The 22,110-nt window shown below is 61.4% G+C and carries 21 protein-coding genes; 7 read left to right on the top strand and 14 right to left on the bottom strand.

Annotated elements, in window-relative coordinates:
- Positions 1–7: 7 nt before the first annotated feature.
- Both MPJ51_RS04065 and MPJ51_RS04060 read right to left on the bottom strand, forming a co-directional pair.
- Positions 8–667, bottom strand: coding sequence for a DsbA family oxidoreductase (locus MPJ51_RS04065; RefSeq protein WP_298382136.1), 660 nt, complete (start codon positions 665–667; stop codon positions 8–10).
- Positions 667–2,178, bottom strand: a complete 1,512-nt coding sequence (locus MPJ51_RS04060) for a class I adenylate-forming enzyme family protein (RefSeq protein WP_298382133.1) — start codon at positions 2,176–2,178, stop codon at positions 667–669. The genes MPJ51_RS04065 and MPJ51_RS04060 overlap by 1 nt, the downstream gene beginning before the upstream one ends.
- 64 nt (positions 2,179–2,242) lie before the next feature.
- On the opposite strand from MPJ51_RS04060, the gene MPJ51_RS04055 reads away from it, so the two are divergent.
- The gene (locus MPJ51_RS04055; protein ID WP_298382130.1) at positions 2,243–2,866 is read left to right on the top strand and encodes an XRE family transcriptional regulator; all 624 of its coding nucleotides are present in this window, start codon (positions 2,243–2,245) and stop codon (positions 2,864–2,866) included.
- Here MPJ51_RS04055 and MPJ51_RS04050 read toward each other — a convergent pair.
- The 5 genes from MPJ51_RS04050 to MPJ51_RS04030 all read right to left on the bottom strand — a co-directional run bounded on the left by MPJ51_RS04050 (position 2,859) and on the right by MPJ51_RS04030 (position 7,019).
- Positions 2,859–3,089, bottom strand: a complete 231-nt coding sequence (locus tag MPJ51_RS04050; RefSeq protein ID WP_298382127.1) for a hypothetical protein — start codon at positions 3,087–3,089, stop codon at positions 2,859–2,861. The genes MPJ51_RS04055 and MPJ51_RS04050 overlap by 8 nt on opposite strands.
- Positions 3,090–3,289: 200 nt before the next feature.
- Positions 3,290–3,949, bottom strand: coding sequence for an MIP/aquaporin family protein (locus tag MPJ51_RS04045; protein ID WP_298382123.1), 660 nt, complete (start codon positions 3,947–3,949; stop codon positions 3,290–3,292).
- Positions 3,946–4,422 (bottom strand): arsenate reductase ArsC, encoded by a 477-nt coding sequence (locus MPJ51_RS04040; RefSeq protein WP_298382120.1) that lies wholly within the window; start codon positions 4,420–4,422, stop codon positions 3,946–3,948. Before MPJ51_RS04040 ends, MPJ51_RS04045 begins: the two co-directional genes overlap by 4 nt.
- 30 nt (positions 4,423–4,452) lie before the next feature.
- Positions 4,453–5,274 carry a helix-turn-helix domain-containing protein gene (locus MPJ51_RS04035; protein WP_298382117.1) on the bottom strand — a complete coding sequence of 274 codons (822 nt, stop codon included), beginning with the start codon at positions 5,272–5,274 and terminating at the stop codon, positions 4,453–4,455.
- 32 nt (positions 5,275–5,306) lie between these two features.
- Entirely contained in the window at positions 5,307–7,019 is a 1,713-nt protein-coding gene (locus MPJ51_RS04030) for an extracellular solute-binding protein (protein WP_298382114.1), read from the bottom strand.
- 395 nt (positions 7,020–7,414) lie between these two features.
- Here MPJ51_RS04030 and MPJ51_RS04025 point away from each other — a divergent pair, with 395 nt between their 5' ends.
- On the top strand, positions 7,415–8,188 hold the full coding sequence (locus MPJ51_RS04025) for a 3-hydroxybutyrate dehydrogenase (RefSeq protein WP_298382111.1): 774 nt from the start codon (positions 7,415–7,417) through the stop codon (positions 8,186–8,188).
- A gap of 63 nt (positions 8,189–8,251) precedes the next feature.
- The gene (locus MPJ51_RS04020; protein WP_298382108.1) at positions 8,252–9,277 is read left to right on the top strand and encodes a patatin-like phospholipase family protein; all 1,026 of its coding nucleotides are present in this window, start codon (positions 8,252–8,254) and stop codon (positions 9,275–9,277) included.
- Here the strand turns inward: MPJ51_RS04020 and MPJ51_RS04015 are convergent, their stop codons facing one another.
- The 5 genes from MPJ51_RS04015 to MPJ51_RS03995 form a co-directional block, all read right to left on the bottom strand.
- Positions 9,278–9,955 (bottom strand): DUF502 domain-containing protein, encoded by a 678-nt coding sequence (locus MPJ51_RS04015; protein WP_298382105.1) that lies wholly within the window; start codon positions 9,953–9,955, stop codon positions 9,278–9,280.
- A gap of 64 nt (positions 9,956–10,019) precedes the next feature.
- Positions 10,020–10,931, bottom strand: coding sequence for a pseudouridine-5'-phosphate glycosidase (locus MPJ51_RS04010; protein ID WP_298382102.1), 912 nt, complete (start codon positions 10,929–10,931; stop codon positions 10,020–10,022).
- On the bottom strand, positions 10,928–11,821 hold the full coding sequence (locus MPJ51_RS04005) for a PfkB family carbohydrate kinase (protein ID WP_298382099.1): 894 nt from the start codon (positions 11,819–11,821) through the stop codon (positions 10,928–10,930). The genes MPJ51_RS04010 and MPJ51_RS04005 overlap by 4 nt, the downstream gene beginning before the upstream one ends.
- A 102-nt stretch (positions 11,822–11,923) precedes the next feature.
- Positions 11,924–13,435, bottom strand: a complete 1,512-nt coding sequence (locus MPJ51_RS04000; protein WP_298382096.1) for a hypothetical protein — start codon at positions 13,433–13,435, stop codon at positions 11,924–11,926.
- Between the two features lie 94 nt (positions 13,436–13,529).
- Positions 13,530–14,150 carry a thiamine phosphate synthase gene (locus MPJ51_RS03995; protein ID WP_298382093.1) on the bottom strand — a complete coding sequence of 207 codons (621 nt, stop codon included), beginning with the start codon at positions 14,148–14,150 and terminating at the stop codon, positions 13,530–13,532.
- A 162-nt stretch (positions 14,151–14,312) separates the two neighbouring features.
- On the opposite strand from MPJ51_RS03995, the gene MPJ51_RS03990 reads away from it, so the two are divergent.
- From MPJ51_RS03990 to MPJ51_RS03980, 3 genes are read left to right on the top strand one after another with little or no spacing between them, the layout of a single operon-like run.
- Positions 14,313–15,056, top strand: a complete 744-nt coding sequence (locus MPJ51_RS03990) for an RNA methyltransferase (RefSeq protein WP_298382088.1) — start codon at positions 14,313–14,315, stop codon at positions 15,054–15,056.
- A 60-nt stretch (positions 15,057–15,116) separates the two neighbouring features.
- Positions 15,117–16,262 carry a heme A synthase gene (gene ctaA / locus MPJ51_RS03985; protein ID WP_298382085.1) on the top strand — a complete coding sequence of 382 codons (1,146 nt, stop codon included), beginning with the start codon at positions 15,117–15,119 and terminating at the stop codon, positions 16,260–16,262.
- 4 nt (positions 16,263–16,266) lie between these two features.
- Complete coding sequence (locus MPJ51_RS03980; protein WP_298382082.1) at positions 16,267–17,736, top strand: carboxypeptidase M32; 1,470 nt, start codon at positions 16,267–16,269, stop codon at positions 17,734–17,736.
- Between the two features lie 30 nt (positions 17,737–17,766).
- On the opposite strand, the gene MPJ51_RS03975 is transcribed toward MPJ51_RS03980, so the two are convergent.
- Together MPJ51_RS03975 and gyrA are read right to left on the bottom strand one after the other, a co-directional pair.
- Complete coding sequence (locus tag MPJ51_RS03975) at positions 17,767–18,681, bottom strand: restriction endonuclease (protein ID WP_298382079.1); 915 nt, start codon at positions 18,679–18,681, stop codon at positions 17,767–17,769.
- Positions 18,682–18,849: 168 nt separating this feature from the next.
- Positions 18,850–21,576 (bottom strand): DNA gyrase subunit A, encoded by a 2,727-nt coding sequence (gene gyrA / locus MPJ51_RS03970; RefSeq protein ID WP_298382076.1) that lies wholly within the window; start codon positions 21,574–21,576, stop codon positions 18,850–18,852.
- Between the two features lie 194 nt (positions 21,577–21,770).
- On the opposite strand from gyrA, the gene MPJ51_RS03965 reads away from it, so the two are divergent.
- A complete protein-coding gene (locus MPJ51_RS03965; RefSeq protein ID WP_298382073.1) occupies positions 21,771–22,040 on the top strand; it encodes an usg protein in 270 nt (89 codons plus the stop codon).
- Positions 22,041–22,110 lie beyond the last annotated feature (70 nt).

Below are 22,110 nucleotides of genomic sequence, written 5' to 3'. Positions count from 1 at the left end.
CTATGTGCTATTCTGCAGAAGAAGCCTCAAACTGAGACATGATGTCGTCAATCACTTTGGCCCATAATTCAGGGGGTTGCGCGCCGGGGACGGCGTGTTGATTGGCAACGATGAAGGTAGGGACCGAATTCACGCCCATCTGGCGCGAATGGCTGTCTCGGGTGCTGATGTCGTCGCGGTCGGCATCGGATTTCAGCAGTTTCAGCACCACGGCGGCGTCCATGCCGACGCTGTCGGCGATATCGGCCAGAACCTCATGATCGCCGATGTCGCGGGCATGTACGAAATAGGCATCGAACAGCGCGTCGACCACGGCGTTCTGCTTGCCCTCGATACCCGCCCAATGGATCAGGCGGTGGGCGTCCAGCGTGTTGGGCGTGCGCTTCATGCCTTCGAAATCAATCGTCAGGCCCGCGTTTTCGGCATGTTCCACCACCGGCGCATAGGCGCGCACGGCGGCGTCCTTGCCGCCGAACTTACGTTCAAGATAGTCACGCCGGTCCATGCCGCCTTCGGGCATGTCCGGGTTCAGCTGGAAGGGATGCCATTCGATCACGAAGGGATGGTTCGGCACCTCGGCCAGCGCCTTGTCCAGATGGGTCTTGCCGATATAGCACCACGGGCAGATCGGGTCAGAGACGATGTCGAGTTTCACGGTCTGGGTCATCAGGGCGTTGCCTTGAAATGGGCCGGCAGGGCGCGGCGCAGGAGTTTGCCGTTGCCGCCCGTGGGCAGCGCGGGAAGGTGAATGAAGGCGCGCGGTTGCTTGTAGCGCGCCAGCTTGTCGGACACATAGGTGTGCAGGGTGGCCTCGTCCAGTTTTTCAGGGCCGGTATAGAAGGCGGCGATGATGAAAGCGTCCGGTTTGACCTCGACCGCCGCGGCACCGACCTGCGTGATGCCGGGGTGGCGGGAGAGGGCGGATTCGACCTCGACCGGAGAGACGCGATAGCCGCCCGCGTTCATCATGTCGTCGTCGCGGCCCAGATAGGTGATTTGACCGTCGCTGGTCATGGTGCCCTGATCGCCGGTCAGAAACCAGTCGCCTTGCATGCGGGCGGCGGCCTCGTCGGGGGCGTTGAGGTAGGTCAGCATCAGGCCGGGATCGTCGCGGTGAATAGCAATCGTGCCCTCCTGTCCCTGCGGAACTGGCTCGTTCGGTCCTAGGATTGCGACACGGCGGCCCGGTTGCGGTTGCCCCAGCGCCTCGCCCTGTGCAGGGTGATCCGGGCAGGCCGAGATGAAGGTCGAGCATTCGGACATCCCATACGCTTCATAGAGTTCGGTGCCGGAGGCTTGCGTCCACGCCTCGTGCAGCGGGCGGGACAGTTTCTCTCCGGCGCTGAGCGCATGGCGCAGGGTGGGAAGATCGGGCAGCGGGGCTTGCAGGATTTTGCGAAACACGCCGGGGGCTGCGGCAAAGATCGTGGCCTTGTGCTGGTGCAAGAGCCCGGGCAGATCGGCCAGATCGGTGCCGGGTTCCGGGATCAGGGCGGTCGCGCCGATGGTCCAGGGGTCCATCAGCCCGGTGCCCAGCGTATAGGTCCAGTTGAACGCGCCTGCATGGCACAGCCGGTCACTGGCGCGCAGCCCGTACCAGCCGTCGACCATCATCTGCCGCGCCCAGATCGCCCGATGCGCATGGGCCACCGCCCGCGGATTGCCCGAAGTGCCCGAGGTATAGACCACATAGGCCAGCCGGTTTGGATCACCCATCGCGTAGTCCGCCGCAGGCAGGTCGCGCATGGCCGCCAGTTGATCCAACTCGATCTGCAACGGATGCGGGGCGCAGGCGATGGCGGGATCGCGCAACACCGCCGCCGGGGACAGGTCGCGGATCATCTGCGCCGTTTCCGGCTCGGTCAGTTGGGCCGAGGTCGGTACGGGGACAATCCCGACGGCGATAGCGCCAAGATAGGCAATCGGGAACTCCACCGAATTGCCCAGCCGCATCAACACGATATCGCCCGGACGCAAACCCGCGCGCAGCAGACCGGTTCCGGTGCCAAGGATGGCGGCGCGCAGGGCGGCAAAGCTCAGGTCCTCAGAGCCATTTGCCCCGAGGATCGACAGCGCCGTCTTCTCGGCCAGCGTATCCGCATGGCGCAGCACATGGGCGGCCAGGTTGAAGGGCGCGGGGCAAGGGGGTGGTGAACCCTGATCAAAGATCGACAGCATGGCCACTGGCTAGCGCGGTGGCTGGCGCGTTGCAAGCGGGCGGCGCGCGGCCTATAGAGTGGCCATGACCTCTAGCGACCCCAAATCCCTGATCCGCATCGCCCGTGACAATGGCAACGATGCCCATGTCGAGCCTTTGGACCTTGGCGCGCGGGTGCGCGAGCTGCGCAAGGCGCGCAACTGGACGCTGGAACAGGCGGCCAGTCAGGCGGGGCTGGCGCGCTCGACCCTCAGCAAGATCGAGAACGGGCAGATGTCGCCCACCTATGACGCGCTCAAGAAACTGGCCACGGGGTTGGAGATTTCGGTGCCGCAACTGTTCACCCCGCCACAGCGCGATCAGGTGATCGGGCGCATGGCGGTGACCAAGATGGGGGCGGGCACGGCGCATCCCACCGCAACCTATGAACATGAGCTGCTGGCCGACACACTGACCAAAAAGCAGATGCTGCCCTATCGCGCCCGCGTCCGCGCCCGGTCAATGGACGAATTCGACGGCTGGGTGCGTCATGACGGTGAAGAGTTCATGTATGTGCTGACCGGCATCGTGCGGCTTTACACCGAGTTCTACGAGCCCGTCGAAATGCGCCGCGGTGACAGCGCCTATTACGACGGGAGCATGGGCCACAACGTCATCTCCGTGAGCGATGAGGACGCGACAATCCTCTGGGTGACATCACTCAGCTAGGGTGGTCGGCTTCGCGGTTCAGTGACTCGATAAACAGAAAATCTTCAAGCTCTTCGCGGGCCTCGTTCACGGTCAGATGATGGCGTTCGGCCAGATACGCCTCGAACTGTTTGCGATCCTTGGGCACGCGCGCCATATCCTTGTCCCGCAGGTTCGGAAACCTGCGTTTTGCGCGTGCATAAGATGCGCCCCAGTCTTGCGTCAGATCAGCCCAGTTCAACATCTGCGAGCCTTCCTTTAATTCCGGTTTCAGGACTGCTCTCCCCAAGACAGGTTACGTAGGGTGAGTTGGTGCTGCGGACATGACAAAATGTCGCAGTTTGGCGTGTCGCGGTCGTGGCTGTGCCGGGCCGCAAAAAACCCGCTGCGGTGAAACCGCAACGGGCCGACGGACCTGCTGTTAAGTGAGTGGCGGCCGGTCCGTTATTCTTCGGGGCTGAACAGCCAGTTCAAGGCTATGTGCCCGATAAACACAGCAATAATCTGCATTATGATGAATAACAGAACATGTGGCGGAAAGATACCCGCGAAGGTGTCGGTGAACCCTCTTGCGATGGTAACCGCCGGATTGGCAAAACTTGTGGAGGACGTGTACCAGTAGGCGCCGGTGATATAGAGACCCACAAGGGCTGGTACCGTGTCGGGCTTGTGCCGAATTCCGCCGAAAATCACGAACAGCAGGCCCAGCGTGGCGATGATCTCGGAAAACCACTGGTGGGCTCCGGTGCGGTGCAGGGTCTCAGACGTCTGCAGAATCGGCAGGTCGAACATATAGTGGCTGGCCCAGACCCCGGCGATACCGCCTGCCACCTGCACCAGCACATAAGGGGCCACCGCGCGCCATGGGTGTTCACCGCGCAGGGCAAAGGCCAGAGTAACCGCCGGGTTGAAATGCGCGCCCGAGATCGGGCCCAGAGTGGTGATGATGACATAGAGCATGCAGCCGGTGGCAATCGCATTGGCCAGCAGTGCCAGCGCGATGTTCCCGTCCGACAGGGTTTGCGCCATGATCCCGGACCCCACCACGCCGATCAGCAGAAAGGCGGTGCCCAGAAATTCGGCAAAGTATCGGCGGGAGTTCATTGGATGTCTCCGATGCGGTTCAATTGCGCGGTCAGTTCGGCGTTGGTCAGGGTTTCGATGGGCAACTCCAGCAGGGCGGCGGCACGGCGGTTCAGGATGTCATAGGCGGTGCGAAAGGCCGCGTCCCAGTCCGGCTCGGATGCGGCAGCCGGGTCTTCGACGCCCCAATGGGCACGGATCGGCGCACCGGGCCAGACCGGGCAGGTTTCCTCAGCCGCCGAGCCGCAGACGGTGATCACCATATCCATCTCGGGCGCGTCCTCGGCCGCGAACTCATCCCAGCTTTTGGACCGTGCGCCGGTCAGGTCGTGGCCCAGGCTGCCCAGCAGGGTCAGCGACTGCGGGTGCACTTTGCCGGTCGGATTCGAGCCTGCGGAAAAGGCGCGCACGCGCCCGTTGCCGGTATGGTTGAAGATGGATTCCAGCAGGATCGACCTGGCCGAGTTGCCGGTGCATAGAACCAGTATGTTCATAAGAGGGGAGTCCTTGGGGTTGGGCGTGGATCACTCGGCCATGCGGCCAATGTCATCCACCTTGTGTTGCAGGGAAATACGGTCGAGCGTTTCGAACGGCAGGCTGACAAAGGCGGTGATCCGGTTGCGCAGCAGCCCGTAAGCCTGTTGCAGGGCCAGTTGTTTCTGGGCATCAGAGCCTTGAGCCGCGACCGGATCGGCGAGACCCCAATGGGCGCTGAGCGGTTGGCCGGGCCATGTTGGGCAGGCCTCATTCGCGGCGTGATCGCAGACGGTAAAGACGAAATCCATCTGCGGCGCATCATCCGCTGCGAACTCGTCCACGGATTTCGACCGCAATTGGGACAGGTCATACCCCTTTTGCCGCAGCAACTCCAAAACCATTTCATTGGGCTGGTCCGAGGGCGCGGTTCCGGCGGAGTAGGCGCGGAACCGGCCATTGCCTTCGGCATTCAGGATCGCCTCGGCCATGATGGATCGGGCGGAGTTGCCGGTGCAGATGAACAGCACGTTCAGGACGCGGTCATGGGTGCTGATCGGGGTTTGCGCAGGTTGCAGGCACAGATCAGGGCGGTTCTGGCAGCAGGTGCCCAGCAATCCGTCGAACAGCGCACGCACGGCAGGCAGGTTGACCGTGTATTGCAGCGACGTGCCCTGACGCGCCTGCGCGATCAGCCCCGCCGCCTTGAGCGCATTCAGATAGGTCGAGGTTGTGTTTGGCTTCAGTGCCAGCGCCTCGGCGATCTCACCGGCGGGCACCGCATCCGGATACCGCCGCATCAACAGCTGGAACAGGTCCAGCCGCTTGGGATGCGCCAGCGCGCCTAATCTCTCGTGAATCTCTATTTCCATATTTCATGAAATATGGAAATAGAGGGATCAGGTCAATCCTGATACCACCAGACCTGCGGCATATATTCCGGCCCGTCGCCATAAATCGGCAGGGTTTCGGGGAACTTCAGCTCTTTGGCGTGGGCGATGCGGCCCACATCAAAGCTCCAGATCGGAATGACATACCGCCCGGCGGTCAGGACCCGGTCCAGCGCGCGGGTGGCGGCCACGAAATCCTCGTGGCTTTCCGAGGCCAGCATGGCGTCGATCAACCCGTCCACCGCAGGCGAGGTCACCCCCATCAGGTTGCGCGTACCCGGCGTGTCGGCAGTCTCGCTGCCCCAATACAGGCGTTGTTCGTTGCCTGGCGACAGGGACAAGGCGCGGCGGAAGATCGTCATGTCGAAATCCAGCGCCGAGCTCCGTTCGGTGAATTGTGCGCTGTCCACCTGATCGGTCGTGACCTGAATGCCCAGCCGTTGCAGCGCACCGGTATAGATGTCGATGGCGGTTTGGTTGTCCGTATCACCTTGCTGCAGCAGGACGGTGAGGGTGAAGGGATCGCCATTTTCATTGCGCAGAACGCCGTCCTGAATGGTCCACCCGGCTTCGGCTAGCAGTTTTGTGGCTTTGCGCAGATTGCCCCGGTTGCGGGCTGAACCATCGCCTTGCGGCGGGGTATACCCCTCAAGCGTGCCGGGGGGCAGGTCAGCGGCATAGGGTTGCAGCAGTTCGGCAACCCGGCCGGTCGCAGCGCCTGGCTGCATCGCCAGATCGGAGCCCGAGAAATACGAGGTGATCCGGGGCTGCGCACCACCGGTGATCGTATCGTTGATGAACTCGAAGTTGAAGGCCAGTGTCAAAGCTTCGCGCACGCGCCAGTCGTCAAAGGGGGCCTTGCGGGTGTTCATCACGAACCCGGTCATCCCCGACGGTTTGCCATGGGGGATTTCCGTTTTGATCACGTCGCCGCGCTGCACGGCGGGGAAGCCATATTGCGTGTCCCATTTATCGGCGTTGAACTCGCGCACGGCGGATAGCTCTCCGGCCTTGAACGCCTCGAACAGGACGGTGCCGTCGCCGTAGAACTCGATCCGCATGTCGTCCAGATTCATGGTGCCCCGGCGAAACGGGATGTCGGCGCCCCAATAATCGGGATTGCGGCGCAGGTTCACATAGCGCCCGGCCTCATAATCGTCGATCACGTAGGGGCCGGTGCCGATGGGGATGTCCTGCAGGGGGGCATTGGCGAAATCCTTCCCCTTCCACTGGGCTTTTTGCAGGATCGGGCGCAGCGCGGCGATCAGGGCCAGTTCCCGGTCGGGTTCATTGAACGTGATGCGCACGCTGCGCGGGCCGGTCTGTTCGATACTGTCGATCTTGCCCCAGAGCCCGCGGTAACGCAGATGACCTTCGGTGCCGAGCGTTTCATACGACCAGATCACATCCTCGACGGTGACGGGGCTGCCATCGGAAAACCGGGCGTTTTCGCGCAGGGTGAATTCGACCCAGGACCGGTCATCGGCGGTTTCAACTGATTCGGCCAACAGCCCGTAAAGGGTGAAAGGTTCGTCCCAGGACCGGCCCATCAGGCTTTCATGGGTCCAGAACCGCAATTGCCAGGGTGACGTGCCTTTTTGCACAAACGGGTTCAAGCTGTTATAGCCGCCGGTATTTCCAAACACGGCCTTGCCGCCCTTGGGCGCGTCCGGATTTGCGTAGGGCAAGGACACAAAATCCGGTGGTAGGGCGGGGTCTCCGTACATAGCTATGCCGTGACCCGATTCTGCCCGGACCGTCGTGGCCAGTAAAATTGCAGTGATTCCCGCAATCGCCGGTCGAACGGGGCGGAGATAATTGGCGCTCATTTTGGAAACAATCCTGCTCTGGCCTTATTTTGTTTGGGATTCATCGTAGCCATGATTTTTCTTATTATCAAACTTTTAGCTTGGATGGCGGCGTGGAATTGCTTATAAAGGGTGCACTGCTCGATAGGTTTCTTGCCTGTATGAAACCTGCCTCAATAACTTAACGCCCGCTTCGTGCGGGCGTTTTTTTATGCGGATTTTGTCCGGTTACCACCCCCTGATCATTCCCCGTTTTCTTTGCAGGTGCAGCATGGCACTGTGTCCGCAAATCTAGAGACAGAGGGAGATCGGCCATGAGCCTGTCTGGAAAAACCGCCATCATCACCGGGTCGAATTCCGGGATCGGTCTGGGCGTCGCGCGCGAGCTGGCCAAGGCCGGGGCGCATGTGGTGCTGAACTCGTTCACCGACCGGGATGAGGATCACGCCCTGGCGGCGGAGATCGCGCGCGAGACCGGGACCAAGGCGCGCTACATCAAGGCGGACATGTCCAAGGGCGATGAATGCCGGGCACTGATCGAACAGGCGGGGGCCTGCGATATTCTAGTGAACAATGCGGGCATTCAGCATGTCGCGGCGATCGATCAGTTTCCGGTCGAGAAATGGGACGCGATCATCGCGATCAACATGAATTCGGTCTTTCACACCACGGCGGCGGCCTTGCCGATGATGCGCAAGGCGGGGTGGGGGCGGGTGGTCAATATCGCCTCGGCCCATGGTCTGACGGCCTCGCCGTTCAAGGCGGCCTATGTGGCGGCCAAGCACGGGGTGGTGGGCATGACCAAGACCGTGGCGCTGGAAACCGCGCAGGAGCCGATCACCTGCAACGCCATCTGCCCGGGCTATGTGCTGACCCCGCTGGTCGAGGCGCAGATCCCCGACACGATGAAGGAATACGGTATGAGCCGCGAGGATGTGGTGAAGAACATTCTGTTGGAGCGGCAGCCATCGAAGGAGTTCGCCACAGTTGAGCAGTTGGGCGGGACGGTAGCGTTTCTGGCATCGGATGCGGCGGCGCAGATTACCGGAACGACGATTTCCGTGGATGGCGGCTGGACGGCTTTGTAGGTCACATGGGGGCTCTGCCCCCATACCCCCGGGATATTTTTGGCCAGATGAAGAGGCGGAAACATGAAGCAGATCAATCTGGCTTTGCAAGGCGGCGGGGCGCATGGGGCGTTTACCTGGGGAGTGTTGGACCGGCTTCTGGATGAAGAGGATATTGAGGTTGCGGCGATCACCGGGACCTCGGCCGGGGCGCTGAACGGGGCGGCGTTCAAGTCGGGTATGGTGCATGCCGGGCGTGACGGCGCGCGGGCGGCGCTGGACGGGTTGTGGCAGCGGATGGGCGCGGTGGGGGATATGCGCATTGCCCATTGGATGCGCGGGGTGGAACCGGCGCATATTGCGCAGGCTTTGGAATATTCCGCGCCCTTTTCGGTGGCCGATGCCTGGTCGCGGCTGGTGTCGCCTTATGCTTACGGGCCGTTTTATCGCAATCCCTTGGAGCCGGTGGTGGATCGGTTCAATTTCGATGAGATTTGCGCCGATGAGGGACCGGGTCTGTTCGTCTGCGCCACCTGTGTGCGCAGTGGCAAGATCCGGGTGTTTTCTGGGGCCGAGATTTCGACCGATGCGATTCTGGCCTCGGCCTGTTTGCCGAACCTGTTTCAAGCGGTCGAGATTTATGATCCGAAAACCGATCGGACCGAGGCCTATTGGGATGGCGGCTATACCGGCAATCCGGCGCTCTATCCATTGTTCGATGGCGAGCTGCCGGATGATGTGGTGATCGTGAACATCAATCCGCTGGAACGCGACGAGGTCCCGAAGACGCCGCAGCAGATACAGAACCGGATCAATGAGATCAGCTTTAACTCATCGCTCTTTCGTGAATTGCGGGCGATCAATTTTGTGCAGCGGCTGCTGGCCGAGGGCAAGCTGAAAGCGGGTGAGATGAGCCGGGTGCTGGTGCATATGATCGCCGATGATGCGTTGATGAACGATCTGTCAGCGGCAACCAAGATCGTACCGAACCCGATTGTGCTGAACCGGTTGAAGCAGGCCGGGCAGGCGGCGGCGCATACCTTTCTGCGCGATCACAAGGGTGATCTGGGCGCGCGCAGCACCGTCGATCTGCCTGCGATGTTTGGCTGATTATTCTGGCGGTTGGGTCGGGTCTTTTTCGTTGGGATAGACCAGCCCGGCCGAGATCACCAGTTTCGCGGCGTCCTCGATGGACATGTCCAGCAGGATCACATCCTCGGCCGGGAAGAACAGAAGAAAGCCCGAGGTGGGGTTGGGTGTGGTGGGGACAAAGATGCTAAGCAGCTCGCCCCCGGTTTCGGCGCGCTGGCTGACCTCGCCCCGGGCGGTGGTCGAGACGAAGCCGATGGCCCAGATGCCCCGGCGCGGATACTGGATCAGGCAGGCTTTTTCAAAGGACCGCTCCGTCTGGGCAAACACCGTTTCCGAGATTTGCTTGATCCCGGAATAGACCGAGCGCACGACCGGCATGCGATCCACCACGCTTTCGGCGAAATGGATCAGCGAGCGGCCCAGAATACCCTTGGCGACCCAACCCACCATGACCGTGAAGATCAGGAAGATCACCACACCAACGCCGCGCAGGTTGATGCCGACATATTCCGACGGTTGGAACTTTTGCGGGATCAGCGGCAGGACCGCGCTGTCGATCCAGCCCACGACCGACCAGATCAGCCAGACCGTCAGCCAGACCGGCGCAATGACGACGATCCCCGTCAGGAAAGAGGCGCGGAGCCCGGCAAACAGGCCGGGGCGGCGATGTGGTTCTTCGTCAAAGGGTGTGTTCATTGCGGTCCCGAGTGATTTGCGGGTTTAGGTAAGCCCTCTGGCGCTGCGGTACAATAGGGCAGTCTTATGCGGTGCCGCTCAGCGCGCGGGCGATACCTGCGGCAAGCCGTGCGTTGTTGCGGACCAGCGCGATGTTGGCGGTCAGGGAACGGCCCTCGGTCTGTTCGTAGATGCGTTGCAGCAGATAGGGGGTGACGCCTTTGCCGGTGATCCGGTGGGTTTCGGCATCGGCCTGGGCGGCGGCGATGATCGGGGCCAGGTCCTGCGCTGCGATCTGGTCGGTGTCGGGGATCGGGTTGGCGATCAGCTGGCCGCCCGGCAGACCCAGCGCGCGGCGGGTGGCGTGGGCCTTGGCGATATCCTCGGCACGGTCCATGCGCAGCGGGGCGGCGAGGTTGGATTTGGCGGACCAGAAGGCGGGGAATTCATCCTGACCATGGGCGATGACCGGCACGCCCAGCGTTTCCAGCACCTCAAGCGTTTTGGCCAGATCCAGAATGGCCTTGGCACCTGCGGCGACAACGGTGACCGGGGTCTGTGCCAACTCGTGCAGATCGGCGGAGATGTCGAACGAGGTTTCGGCCCCCTGATGTACGCCGCCGATGCCGCCGGTGGCAAAAACCTCGATCCCGGCAAAATGCGCGGCGATCATGGTGGCCGCGACGGTGGTCGCGCCGGTGCCGCCGGTGGCGATGCAGGCGGCCATATCCGCGCGCGACAGTTTGGCGACGCCTTGCGCCTGTCCCAGCCCCTGCAGTTGGTCGGCCTCAAGCCCCACATGCAGCTTGCCGTCAATTACGGCGATGGTGGCCGGGGTGGCGCCGGCGTCGCGGATGTCCTGTTCGACCTGGGCGGCGACCTCGACATTTTGCGGGTAGGGCATGCCATGGGTGATGATGGTGCTTTCCAGCGCCACGATGGGTTGGCCTGCGTCTTTGGCGGCGCGGACCTCGGCGGAATATTGGATGTCGATCACAGTGGGGTTTCTCCGGAAACATAAGTGGCAGCGGCGTGCAGGGCACGGGTCAGGGCGGCCGCGTCATCGGCGCCCCCCGCCTCGGATGCGATATGGGCCGCCATGAATGTGTCACCCGCGCCGGTCACCCGGGTGACCAGAACGGATGGGGGTGTTTGGGTCAGCACGCCCGAGGCCGCGCCAACAGTGGCCGCCTTGCCGCCATCGGTGACCAGCACCCGCAGCGCGCCACGATCCAGCAGACCCTTGGCGGCGCTTTCGGAATCCGGGAACTCGCGCTGGCACAGCAGGCCAGCCTCTTCGAGGTTCACGTACAGCGTCGCGCGGGCGTGTTTGAGGAAAGGCAGCAGGCGTTCGGCCTTACCGGGTGAGGCCGGGGCCACGCGCAAATCGGCACGGGCAAAGGCCGGGCTTTGCGCGATCTCTTCCAGCAGGTCCTGCGTCAGGTTGCCGTCCAGCGCGATGGGGCCTTCGAAGGGCGTGTTCTCATACCCCAAAGGGCCATGCATCAGCGGGCGTAGGATTTTCGCTCCTGCGGCTTCCAGCGAATGGGCGTCCGCGATGGCGGCAATCAGCCCGTTCGCGCCCTCGACGGCCATATAGCGGTCGGTCGGCAGGTCTTGAGAACGGTAAATGTGCTCGGTCACCATCCCCAGCCGCGCGCAGGCGTGGACCAGCTCGTCACCTTCGGGATCACGGCCAATAGCGGTCAGCAGGGTGGGTGTCATGCCGAACCGCACCAGCGTCATGGCAATGTTCATGGCGACACCGCCCGGCAGCCGGGTGATCCGTCCCGGCACGTCCGAGCCCTGCCGCATGGCGCTGGCAGAGCGTCCGATCACATCCCACAGGACCGATCCGATACACAGGATTTGGGTATTCTGTTTCATGCAGATGTCATGCCGCAGCTACGGTGAAGGCGCAAGCGGGAAGCGGGCGGGCCGGGGCCGAAACAGCGCGGTCTGGATCGGGCAGGTAGCTTAGCTGTCTTCTCATGCCCCGTCGGTCGTGGCGGTTTCGGGGTCGGGGAACAGGGCCTCTGCCGCGCGGCGGGCTTCGGGGCTGCGCTTGATGCCTTGAGTGTAAGCGATCTCGGCCAGCCCGGGCACGGTTGCCTTTATGATCGCCGCATTCAGTGCCCCTTCGCGCCGCAGCGCCGGAGGGACGCGCATGCTGCGAGAGATCAGATGCCGGTCGTTAAACGGGTTGAGCGTGAAATACGAGGTGATCCCGTTCAGCATTGCCCCCATGGTATTGGGCAGGATGTTTTCCAGAAACGAGATGTCATAGGCAAAGGGAATGGCCTCGTCCGGCAGGTTGTCGAGCCAAGTGCCCGCTTCCCGGCCCCAATAGGTGGCGGGGGCAATGCCTTCGGGCGCGCGCAGCCGCATGCGCCTTACCATATGGGCCAGCCTGAAACTGGACTGCCCCCGCCATTGATTGGCGCGGTTCAGGTCCATGACGTTGCCACGCAAAAGTATCTGACCGTCGGGCAAATGCTCTCGGGTTGCCAGTTCGTGGTGGCCGGGCACACTGCAATGTCGACCGGTTCGAAGGGTGAACAAGTCTTGTTCCTGTTTCACCCTATGGCTCAGGTCTTCAGATTCGCTGAGCCGGACACCGTCCAGCAGCGCGACTTCGAACCCCAGTGCCTGTCCCAGTTGTTCAGCGATCAGGCAATCAAGCGCGGTCATGTAGTTGGTGCGATGGGTGAAAAAGGCTTTCACATGGCCCAGATGGTCCCGCCCCGAGGCGATCAGCGCGCGGCTGTCCTGTCCGCCGGTCACCGGCACCAGCGCATCATAGGATTGCACCAGCGCCCCGAAGGTCGCGCCCAGCCGTGTTGCGATTTCAAACGCCGTGCTGTCGGGGTCACCGTCATGACCTGCGGCCACATCCGCAACACGGGGCCAGTGGCGGATCAGGTGATAGCGGTTCAGGCACAGGGCGTGATTTGGCCTCGCCAGCCGCAGGTCGCGGTCGCCAGTGATCCCCAGTGCGAAATTCGCGGTGCCAGAGATAACGTCCTGACTGTCGATATACCGCCCGGTCTGCATCGGGCGATCCAGCGCCATATAGGGGGATGAGCCGATATTGCCCGTGACCGGGTTATAGAAACAGGACAGCTCCAGCGAGGGATCGAAATAGATACGGTGGTCGTCCCCCAACCGACAGAGGGCGATGAACCGGCCCGCCAGCCTTTCGGCCCAGCGTTCAATGGCATTCCAATCCGAGGCCGGGCCGAAGGGCAGCTTTGTGGTGTCGGACACCAGAACCCCGTCGTCGACGGCGATCCCCAAAACGATGATCTCGACACCAAAGGCATTGGTCTCCGGTTTCGATCGCGGCAGACGCGGAGAGCGGTGCAGCCTGAAGCCGCCGATCTCTTCGCCGATCCAGCCCTCCGGGGTGGGCGTTCGATCCACCCGGATGGCGTATTGATGCGGAAACAGCGCATCAAAGGGCATGTTCTGGCGTTCGGCTTCTTTAATGGCTTGCAGCATGTGTCAGTTCATTTCCGGTCTTGGGCGCGGGCTGAACGCCGCGATCACCAGTTACGGGACAATCCCGGCAGAAGTGCAAGCCAAAATGAGGTCGTCAGCCCATTGCCGCGATCAGGGCGTTCAGCGCCTCAACCGGGTTGTCCTGCGACCAGATCTCATCCCCGATACCGAAGAAATCGGTGCAGGGGGTCAGGTCGCGGATCAGGTCTGGGGTCAGACCGCCTTCCGCCACAACCGGGACCTCGATCATTTCAGACCACCATTGGAACAGGTCGGGCTCGGCCCGGGTGCCGTCGCCCAGCGTTGCACTGCCGACCGGGCCGAAGGCGACGTAATCCACCCCGGCCTCGCCCGCGGTCATGCCGTCATGGCTGGAGGCACCGCAAAAGCTGCCGACGATGGCATCCGCTCCCAGCTCCTTGCGCGCGGCACGTACCGACCGGGCCGCGTCATCCAGATGCACCCCGTCCAGACCCAGCCGCTGTGCCAGCAGGACATGGTTCGAGATCACCAGCGCCACATCACGCGCATGGGCCACCTCGCGGCAGGCATCGGCGGCACGGGCGATGGCGTCCTCGTCGCCTCCGGCCAGGGCCAGGCGGATACAGGCGATCTCGGTGCTGTCCAGCACGCGGGCCAACTGGTCGGGGAAGGTGCTGAGCGTGAGGGTCGGAGGGGTGATCAGGTAAATCTGCGGCTGCTCGGGGGTGTCCATGGCGCGTCCTTCGCTTTCAGTCTTTGGCGGGGTTTATCGGATTGAGGGCGGGAAGCAAACTTTTATGCCTGCCGAGCGGGTATTTGGGAACAGAAGAAGCAGGGGCGGCTTGCCCTTGGTCCATGTCGCGATTAGAGCAAGCGGAGTTTTTCGGAGTGAGCCATGCCCAGCGATACATCCCAGCCGTCTTTTGTGCTCGTGCGCCCGCAGATGGGCGAGAATATCGGTGCCGCCGCGCGGGCGATGTGGAATTTCGGGCTGGACCGGATGCGGATCGTGGCCCCGCGTGACGGCTGGCCGAACTCCAAGGCGGTGGCGATGTCCAGCGGGGCCGGGCGGTTGCTGGATGAGGCGCAGCTGTTTGACGATCTGGGCGGTGCGCTGGGGGATCGGACCTATGTCTTTGCCACCACGGCGCGGCAGCGCGGTTTGACCAAGCCGGTCTATAGCCCCGAGCGCGCCATGCAGATTGCCGCTGAAAAGGTGGCGGCAGGGGAAAAAGTCGCCGTGCTGTTCGGCCCGGAACGCGCGGGGTTAGAGAATGAGGATATCGCCAAGGCCAACGCCATTATCTCGGTGCCGGTGAACCCGGAATACGCTTCGCTGAACCTTGGGCAATGTGTGTTGCTGACCGCTTATGAGTGGATGCGTCAGACCGGCGATGTGGTGCATGAGGCCACCGATCTGGGCAAGGGCGACTGGGCCACGGGGATCGAAGTCGAGAAACTGGTGGAACATTACGAAGACCGGTTGGAAGAGGCCGGGTTCTTCTACCCGCCGGAAAAGGCCGAAGGCATGAAGGTCAATCTGCGCAATCTATGGTCGCGGATGCGGATGACGCGGGCCGATGTGCAGATGCTGCACGGGATCATGCGGCAGATGGTCCGCTGGAAGGATCGGGGGTAAGGCTGGACCTCGGTCCGGCAACGCCCTAGCTTGCGACGAAATCAAGGATATGAGGCCAGCATGAGTGGCAAGCGCAGCATCTTCGAAGAGGTCTCGGATACCGAGAAACAACAGGCGGTGCAGCCGGGCATGATCGACCGTGGGCGCGGCGGCGCGCGCGGCGCGATCCGCGTCTGGCTGATGATCCTGTTCGCTCTGGTCGTGGTGATGATCGCCGTGGGCGGCCTGACCCGCCTGACCGACAGCGGTTTGTCGATCACCGAATGGCGACCGATCACCGGGGCCATCCCGCCGATGTCCGAGGCCGACTGGCAGGCCGAGTTCGACAAGTACAAGCAGATCGACCAGTGGCGCATCCAGAACCAGTGGATGGAACTGGCGGATTTCAAATCCATCTACTGGTGGGAATGGGGCCACCGGCAGTTGGGCCGGGTGATCGGTCTGGTCTGGGCCATCGGGTTCTTCGGCTTTCTGGTCGCGCGCAAGATACCGGCAGGCTGGACCGGACGGCTGATTATTCCCGGCGCGTTGGGCGGCATGCAGGGCGCGGTCGGCTGGTGGATGGTCGCGTCGGGCGTCACGCAGGGCGAGGGGATGACGGCTGTCGCCAGCTATCGTCTGGCCATCCATCTGGGGCTGGCCTTTGTGATCCTGGGCTATCTGGCCTGGTACATCTTCATGTTGGGGCGTGAGGAGCGCGACCTGATGCAGGCCCGCCGCGCGAAAGAGGCCCGGCTGTTTTCAATCTCCACCGGCCTGATGCATTTCGCCTTTTTGCAAATCCTCATCGGCGCGCTGGTCGCCGGGATCGATGCCGGGCGGTCCTTTACCGACTGGCCGCTGATTGGTGGGCAGTTGCTGCCCCCCGACGCGACCGTGTTGGAGCCGCTATGGCGTAACTTCTTCGAGAGCCCCGGTCTGGTACAGTTCATCCACCGCTGCGTCGGGTATCTGCTGCTGATCTTTGCGGTGATCGTTTGGCGGCGTGGCCAGACCAGCGCGCATCCGCAGACCCGCTTTGCCTTCAACGCAGCCTTTGCGGCCCTGTCGCTGCAGGTCGTGGTGGGCATTGTCACCGTGGTCTATGCAGCCCCATGGCAGATCGCCATTTTCCACCAGTTCATGGCCGTCATCGTCTGGACTCTGATCCTGCGGGCCCGGTTCCTGAGCGCCTATCCCATTGCAACCTCGGTGCGCGGAGTTTGATCTTATGACTGCATTCAACGACCTGATGGCCTTTCAGCGCGAAACCTCTGCCCTGGGGCAGATTGCCGGCCGGCTGGGCTGGGATCAGGAAACCGTCATGCCCCGTGGGGCCACCGCGCAGCGCGCCGAAGAGATGGCCGCGATCGAGGCCGTTCTGCATGCCCGCCGCTCGGACCCGCGCGTGGCCGATTGGCTAGAGCAGGCCGCACCGCAGGACGCGGTGGGCCAGGCGCAGCTGCGCGAAATCCGCCGCGCCTATGACCGCGCGGTGAAGGTGCCCGCCGATCTGGCAACGGCGATTGCCCGCGTGACCTCGGCGGCGCAGGGCAAATGGGCGCAGGCGCGGGCGGATGAGGATGTCTCGGCCTTTCTGCCGGTGCTTGCGGAGGTGGTCTCGCTAAAACGGCAAGAGGGCGAGGCGCTGGCGCAGGGTGGCGATGTCTATGACGCCATGGTCGAGGATTATGAACCCTATACCACCAGTGCCCAGATTGCCGCGATCTTTGACGAAATGCGCCCGCGCCTTGTGACCCTGCGCGCGGCCGTACTGGAGCGTCCCGAACCTGCGGCCCTGTCCGGCAGCTTTGATGAACGCGACCAGATGCGCCTGTCGCAAAAGCTGGCCGAGACCTTCGGCTATGACCTGAACAATGGGCGGGTCGACAAGGCGGTGCATCCGTTCAGCTCGGGCAGCGGGTTGGATGTGCGCATCACCACCCGGACCAGCGAAACCGACCCGTTCAACTGCTTTTATTCGACCATTCACGAGGTCGGCCATGCCGCCTATGAGCAGGGCATCGACCGAGATTACCTGCTGACCCCGCTGGGCAGCGGCGTTTCCATGGGTGTGCATGAAAGCCAAAGCCGGATCTACGAGAACCAGCTGGGCCGGTCCCGCGCCTTCACGGGCTGGCTGTTTGATCAGATGAAAGAGGCGTTCGGCGATTTCGGCATCGCTGATGCGGATGCCTTCTATGCCACCGTCAACCGCGTCCATAACGGCTATATCCGCACCGAGGCGGATGAGGTGCAATATAACCTGCACATCATGCTGCGTTTCGATCTGGAACGCGCTCTGATGGCAGGCGACCTACAAGTCAGCGATCTTGAAGCCGCATGGAATGACCGGTTCAAGGCGGATTTCGGCTATGCGGTCGACCGGCCTTCGAACGGGTGCCTGCAGGATGTCCACTGGTCGGTGGGCCTGTTCGGCTATTTCCCGACCTATTCGCTGGGCAATGTCTATGCCGGGTGTCTGTATCAGGCGCTGCGGGGGGCGGTTCCGGCGCTGGACGCGCAACTGGCCGAGGGCGATACCTCGGGTGCAACCGGGTGGCTGCGCGAGAACGTACAGCAACATGGCGGGCTCTACGCCCCGCGCGAGATTATTCAGCGCGCCAGTGGGGTTGAGCCGGGACCGGAGCCGTTGTTGGGGTATCTCGAGGAGAAATTCGGCGGGCTTTACGGGTTGTGAAGGCGCGGGCTTTAACTTTCCCGCTCAAGGTCATTCTCCGAGTTTTTTGACAACGTTACCCTGTTCGTCGATCTGACAATGCGTAAGCTGATCCTCGTAAATCACGAGGTCGGAACCGGAAAAATCATCGAGGATCAGTTCGGCAATCCGATTTGAAGTGATTTCATTGATCATAGTGTCACCAGAAATCACGTATTCTAAATCGACATACCGAAAATCTATCGGTGATCCATCGAGGATTGATATTCGCCATCCGTCTGGCAAGTGCCGTACTGAATGTCGTCCAAGAGGCTGGTCGATGCTGTTCCTCTCCGCCACTCCGCTCAAGAAGTCGACAAACTGGATTTTGTCTTTTCCCTTCACGAAGTAAATCGGGCACTCTTTGGTGATCTTTGGATTTAAGCCTGTTGTTTGCAGTTGATGAAAGAAGGCAGAACGGTTTTGCGGGTCAAATTCAATTTCCTCGACACTCACGGCACTCAAGAAACGCAAGTTCATTTGCAAAACTATTTTCTGAATACGGCCTTCGTGGTCTTTCTTCGTGAATTCGCGAAGAAGTGCCAATTTTATCCCCTTGGACTTCGCGTATTTTTTGGCATCCCTGGTGAAACCATTGCAGGTCAAGATAAGACCTGAGTCTGCTCCAGTGTCTTCCAGTACAGATCGAAATGAACGGACTACATCGAGGCCAACTTTGGCACCACGAATGTCAAAGTCTTTACACTCCACAAGGATTCGATGATTTTGGCCATCTTTGTTGATGGTAACATCTATCTGATGTTTGACATCTGAATTCCCAATGACACGGATGTCGTGCACGACAGCATCCTGTTCATGAAGGGATTTCAGTACCTTCGCCGCTAGCCGCTCATAGCGTGTACCAGCTTTTCCAGTCTGAATAGGATCGAAACGATCATGTAATTCATCATAGCGAGAGCGATCCACTGCACACCCCAAATAATGTCTCTGTCCAAGCGGAAAGCCTAAAGGGTCAGAAGTTCTCAAAAGCAATTTGTTAGTTCGCCTCAAGTAATCCCAAGGCTACGTGAAATTTGTCTTAAAACCGTAGAGTGAGCTTCGAGGTAAGCCCACCTCGAAGCCAATTTTTTCTGCTTACTCTTCCGCCTCTTCATCCCCCTGATCAGCGATCCAGGCGACACTGACGACCTCTTCGCCCTTGCCAGTGTTGAACACTTTCACACCGCCTGCCGACCGTGACCGGAAGGATATCCCATCGACCGGCACCCGGATCGACTGGCCCTTGGAGGTGGCCAGCATGATCTGGTCGTCGATCTCGACCGGGAAGGAGGCCACAAGCTCTCCGCCGCGCATGGCTTTGTCCATGGCGGCCACGCCCATGCCGCCGCGTCCGCGGACCGGGTAGTCGTGGCTGGAACTCAGCTTGCCCGCACCGCCGGATGTGATGGTCAGGATCAGGTTTTCGGCAGCCGACATCTCGGCGTATTTCTCCTGGCTGAAATCGCTGCTTGCCGTTGCCTCGTCTTCGTCGCCGGAGTCCTCATCGGTCAGCCCGGCAACGGCGCGCCGCATTTTCAGGTAGGCAACGCGATCTTCGGGGCTTGCTTCGAAATGGCGGATCACCGACATCGACACCACGCAGTCACCGTTGGACAGCTTGATGCCGCGCACACCTGTGGATTCGCGCGAGTTGAAGACGCGTACGTCCGTGGTACGGAAGCGGATCGCGCGGCCCGAATTGGTGACCAGCATCACGTCTTCATCCTCGGAACAGATGCGGGCGTTTACCAGTTCCACATCTTCCGGCAGTTTCATCGCGATCTTGCCGTTGCGGCGGACGTTGGTGAAATCCGACAGACGGTTGCGGCGCACATCGCCCGCGCTGGTGGCGAAGACGATTTGCAGGTTTTCCCATTCCTCGTCCGGCACATCGACCGGCATGATCGCCGCGATGGAAACCCCGGTCGGGATCGGCAGGATGTTGACGATCGCCTTGCCCTTGCCGGTGCGTCCCGATTGCGGCAGGCGCCAGGTCTTGAGCTTGTAGACCATCCCGTCGGTAGTGAAGAACAGCAACTGCGTATGGGTGTTCGCCACGAAGAGGTTGGTGACCACGTCCTCTTCCTTGGTCTGCATCCCAGACAGGCCCTTGCCGCCGCGTTTCTGGGCGCGGAAATCGGCCAGCGGTGTGCGCTTGATGTAACCGCCCGAGGTGACGGTCACGACCATATCTTCGCGTTCGATCAGGTCCTCGTCTTCCATGTCGCCGGACCAGTCGACGATCTCGGTGCGGCGCGGCACGGCGAATTGCTCACGGACGCTGCGCAGCTCATCACCGATGATCGACATGATGCGTTCGCGCGAAGACAGAATATCCAGATATTCTTTGATCTTGGCGGCCAGTTCTTCCAGCTCGTCCGTGACCTCTTTGACGCCCAGTTGGGTCAGGCGCTGCAGGCGCAGGTCGAGGATGGCACGGGCCTGAACCTCGGTCAGGTTATAAGTGCCGTCGTCGTTCATCTTGGACAGAGGATCGTCGATCAGACGCAGATAGCCTTCGATCTCGGACGCAGGCCAACGGCGGGTCATCAGCTTTTCGCGCGCCTCAGCCGCGTCGGCGGAGGAGCGGATGGTGGCGACCACTTCGTCCACGTTTGAAACGGCCACAGCCAGACCACACAGGATATGACTGCGTTCCCGCGCCTTGCGCAGGTCATAGGCGGTGCGGCGGGCGACGACATCCTCGCGGAAGTCGATGAAGGATGTCAGGAACCGGCGCAGGGTCAGCTGTTCCGGGCGTCCGCCGTTCAGGGCCAACATGTTGCAGCCGAACGATGTCTGCATCGGCGAGAAACGGTAGAGCTGGTTCAGCACCACCTCGGGCGTTGCGTCGCGTTTCAGCTCGACCACCACACGCACGCCGTTGCGGTCGGATTCGTCCTGCACATGGGCGACGCCTTCGATGCGTTTTTCACGCACGGCCTCGGCGATCTTTTCGATCATCGCGGCCTTGTTCACCTGATAGGGGATCTCATCCACGACGATGGCATAGCGATCCTTGCGCAGTTCCTCGACCCGCGTCTTGGCGCGGATGATAACGCTGCCGCGTCCCTCAAGGTAAGCTTTGCGGGCGCCGGATCGGCCCAGCATGACGCCTCCGGTTGGGAAATCAGGGCCGGGGACGTATTCGATCAGTTGTTCCGAGGTCAGGTCCGGGTCGTCAATCAGTGCCAGCGTGGCGTCAACCACTTCGCCTAGGTTATGCGGCGGGATGTTGGTTGCCATACCGACGGCGATACCACCGGCACCATTGACCAGCATGTTCGGGAAACGGGCGGGCAGGACGGTTGGTTCCCGGTCCTTGCCGTCATAGTTGTCCTGAAAATCGACCGTCTCTTTTTCGATATCGGCCAGCAGGGCGGCGGCGGGTTTGTCCATCCGCACTTCGGTATAACGCATGGCCGCCGGGTTATCGCCGTCCATCGAGCCAAAGTTGCCCTGACCATCCAGCAGCGGCAGCGACATCGAGAAATCCTGCGCCATCCGCACCAGTGCGTCATAGATCGCGCTGTCGCCATGCGGGTGGTATTTACCCATCACGTCACCCACCGGACGGGCCGATTTGCGATAGGCCTTGTCATGGGTGTTCCCGGTTTCGTGCATCGCATACAGAATCCGCCGATGCACCGGTTTCAGCCCGTCGCGCAGATCGGGGATCGCGCGGGAGACGATGACCGACATGGCATAGTCCAGATAGGACGTGCGCATCTCGGATTCGATGGAGACCGTCGGGCCGTCATATACCGGGCGCTCGGGCGGGGTTTCATCCATGTTTTCAGGGATTTCTGGCGTATCGCTCACGTAAACTGCCCGTGTCTTGTTCTGGGTCTATATCTTGTGGATGTACCTTATCAGACCCGGCACATAAGGTGCAAGCAAGCAACGAATTCGCATGCGAAAAACCACGGTAACACCCAAGTAACATATTGTTATCTAAGTATTAGGTGGTTTGCGTGTTATGCTGAAGAGACCTTGAAAGAAATTTGGAGGTCTGAATGGAGCAAAGCGAAACAGAATTGATGCTCAAGGGGTACGGGCTGACGACGGCGGAATTCTTCTATCACATGCCCGATTATATTCACGTGCTGAACACGTTCATCTGGCAGGATTACGATCTGGCGCCGGATCATCCGAAACTGTTTGAATTCGTTGAATTCTGGCAAAAAGAGATCGATGGCCCGCTGCATTCGGTCCGCTTTACGCACCGCAAGATGATCGCGCCGGGGGAATGGCGCAATATGGTGGGTGAGTTCCGGGTGAATTAGGCTGAACAGCTGGCCCCGCCCAGAACGCAGAACTTGGCGCAATGGGGGTGGTTCAGATGCACGTCCGCCT

This window comes from Ruegeria sp. (assembly GCF_028066395.1).
In the GTDB taxonomy this organism is placed as follows: Bacteria; Pseudomonadota; Alphaproteobacteria; order Rhodobacterales; family Rhodobacteraceae; genus Ruegeria.
Note: the sequence above shows the minus strand (reverse complement) of the source record. Positions and strands in the feature narration are given on the sequence as shown.

What these genes read in the sequence shown, in the direction of transcription:
- MPJ51_RS03995 (WP_298382093.1), bottom strand. Translation starts at nt 14,150, where the DNA reads ATGGACACCCCCGAGCAGCCGCAGATTTACCTGATCACCCCTCCGACC.
- ctaA (WP_298382085.1), top strand. Translation starts at nt 15,117, where the DNA reads ATGAGTGGCAAGCGCAGCATCTTCGAAGAGGTCTCGGATACCGAGAAA.
- MPJ51_RS04035 (WP_298382117.1), bottom strand. Translation starts at nt 5,274, where the DNA reads ATGGAAATAGAGATTCACGAGAGATTAGGCGCGCTGGCGCATCCCAAG.
- MPJ51_RS04015 (WP_298382105.1), bottom strand. Translation starts at nt 9,955, where the DNA reads ATGAACACACCCTTTGACGAAGAACCACATCGCCGCCCCGGCCTGTTT.
- MPJ51_RS04005 (WP_298382099.1), bottom strand. Translation starts at nt 11,821, where the DNA reads ATGAAACAGAATACCCAAATCCTGTGTATCGGATCGGTCCTGTGGGAT.
- MPJ51_RS04030 (WP_298382114.1), bottom strand. Translation starts at nt 7,019, where the DNA reads ATGTACGGAGACCCCGCCCTACCACCGGATTTTGTGTCCTTGCCCTAC.
- MPJ51_RS04055 (WP_298382130.1), top strand. Translation starts at nt 2,243, where the DNA reads ATGACCTCTAGCGACCCCAAATCCCTGATCCGCATCGCCCGTGACAAT.
- MPJ51_RS04040 (WP_298382120.1), bottom strand. Translation starts at nt 4,422, where the DNA reads ATGAACATACTGGTTCTATGCACCGGCAACTCGGCCAGGTCGATCCTG.
- MPJ51_RS04060 (WP_298382133.1), bottom strand. Translation starts at nt 2,178, where the DNA reads ATGCTGTCGATCTTTGATCAGGGTTCACCACCCCCTTGCCCCGCGCCC.
- MPJ51_RS04025 (WP_298382111.1), top strand. Translation starts at nt 7,415, where the DNA reads ATGAGCCTGTCTGGAAAAACCGCCATCATCACCGGGTCGAATTCCGGG.
- MPJ51_RS04000 (WP_298382096.1), bottom strand. Translation starts at nt 13,435, where the DNA reads ATGCTGCAAGCCATTAAAGAAGCCGAACGCCAGAACATGCCCTTTGAT.
- MPJ51_RS04065 (WP_298382136.1), bottom strand. Translation starts at nt 667, where the DNA reads ATGACCCAGACCGTGAAACTCGACATCGTCTCTGACCCGATCTGCCCG.
- MPJ51_RS04050 (WP_298382127.1), bottom strand. Translation starts at nt 3,089, where the DNA reads ATGTTGAACTGGGCTGATCTGACGCAAGACTGGGGCGCATCTTATGCA.
- MPJ51_RS04020 (WP_298382108.1), top strand. Translation starts at nt 8,252, where the DNA reads ATGAAGCAGATCAATCTGGCTTTGCAAGGCGGCGGGGCGCATGGGGCG.
- MPJ51_RS04045 (WP_298382123.1), bottom strand. Translation starts at nt 3,949, where the DNA reads ATGAACTCCCGCCGATACTTTGCCGAATTTCTGGGCACCGCCTTTCTG.
- MPJ51_RS03965 (WP_298382073.1), top strand. Translation starts at nt 21,771, where the DNA reads ATGGAGCAAAGCGAAACAGAATTGATGCTCAAGGGGTACGGGCTGACG.
- MPJ51_RS03980 (WP_298382082.1), top strand. Translation starts at nt 16,267, where the DNA reads ATGACTGCATTCAACGACCTGATGGCCTTTCAGCGCGAAACCTCTGCC.
- MPJ51_RS03990 (WP_298382088.1), top strand. Translation starts at nt 14,313, where the DNA reads ATGCCCAGCGATACATCCCAGCCGTCTTTTGTGCTCGTGCGCCCGCAG.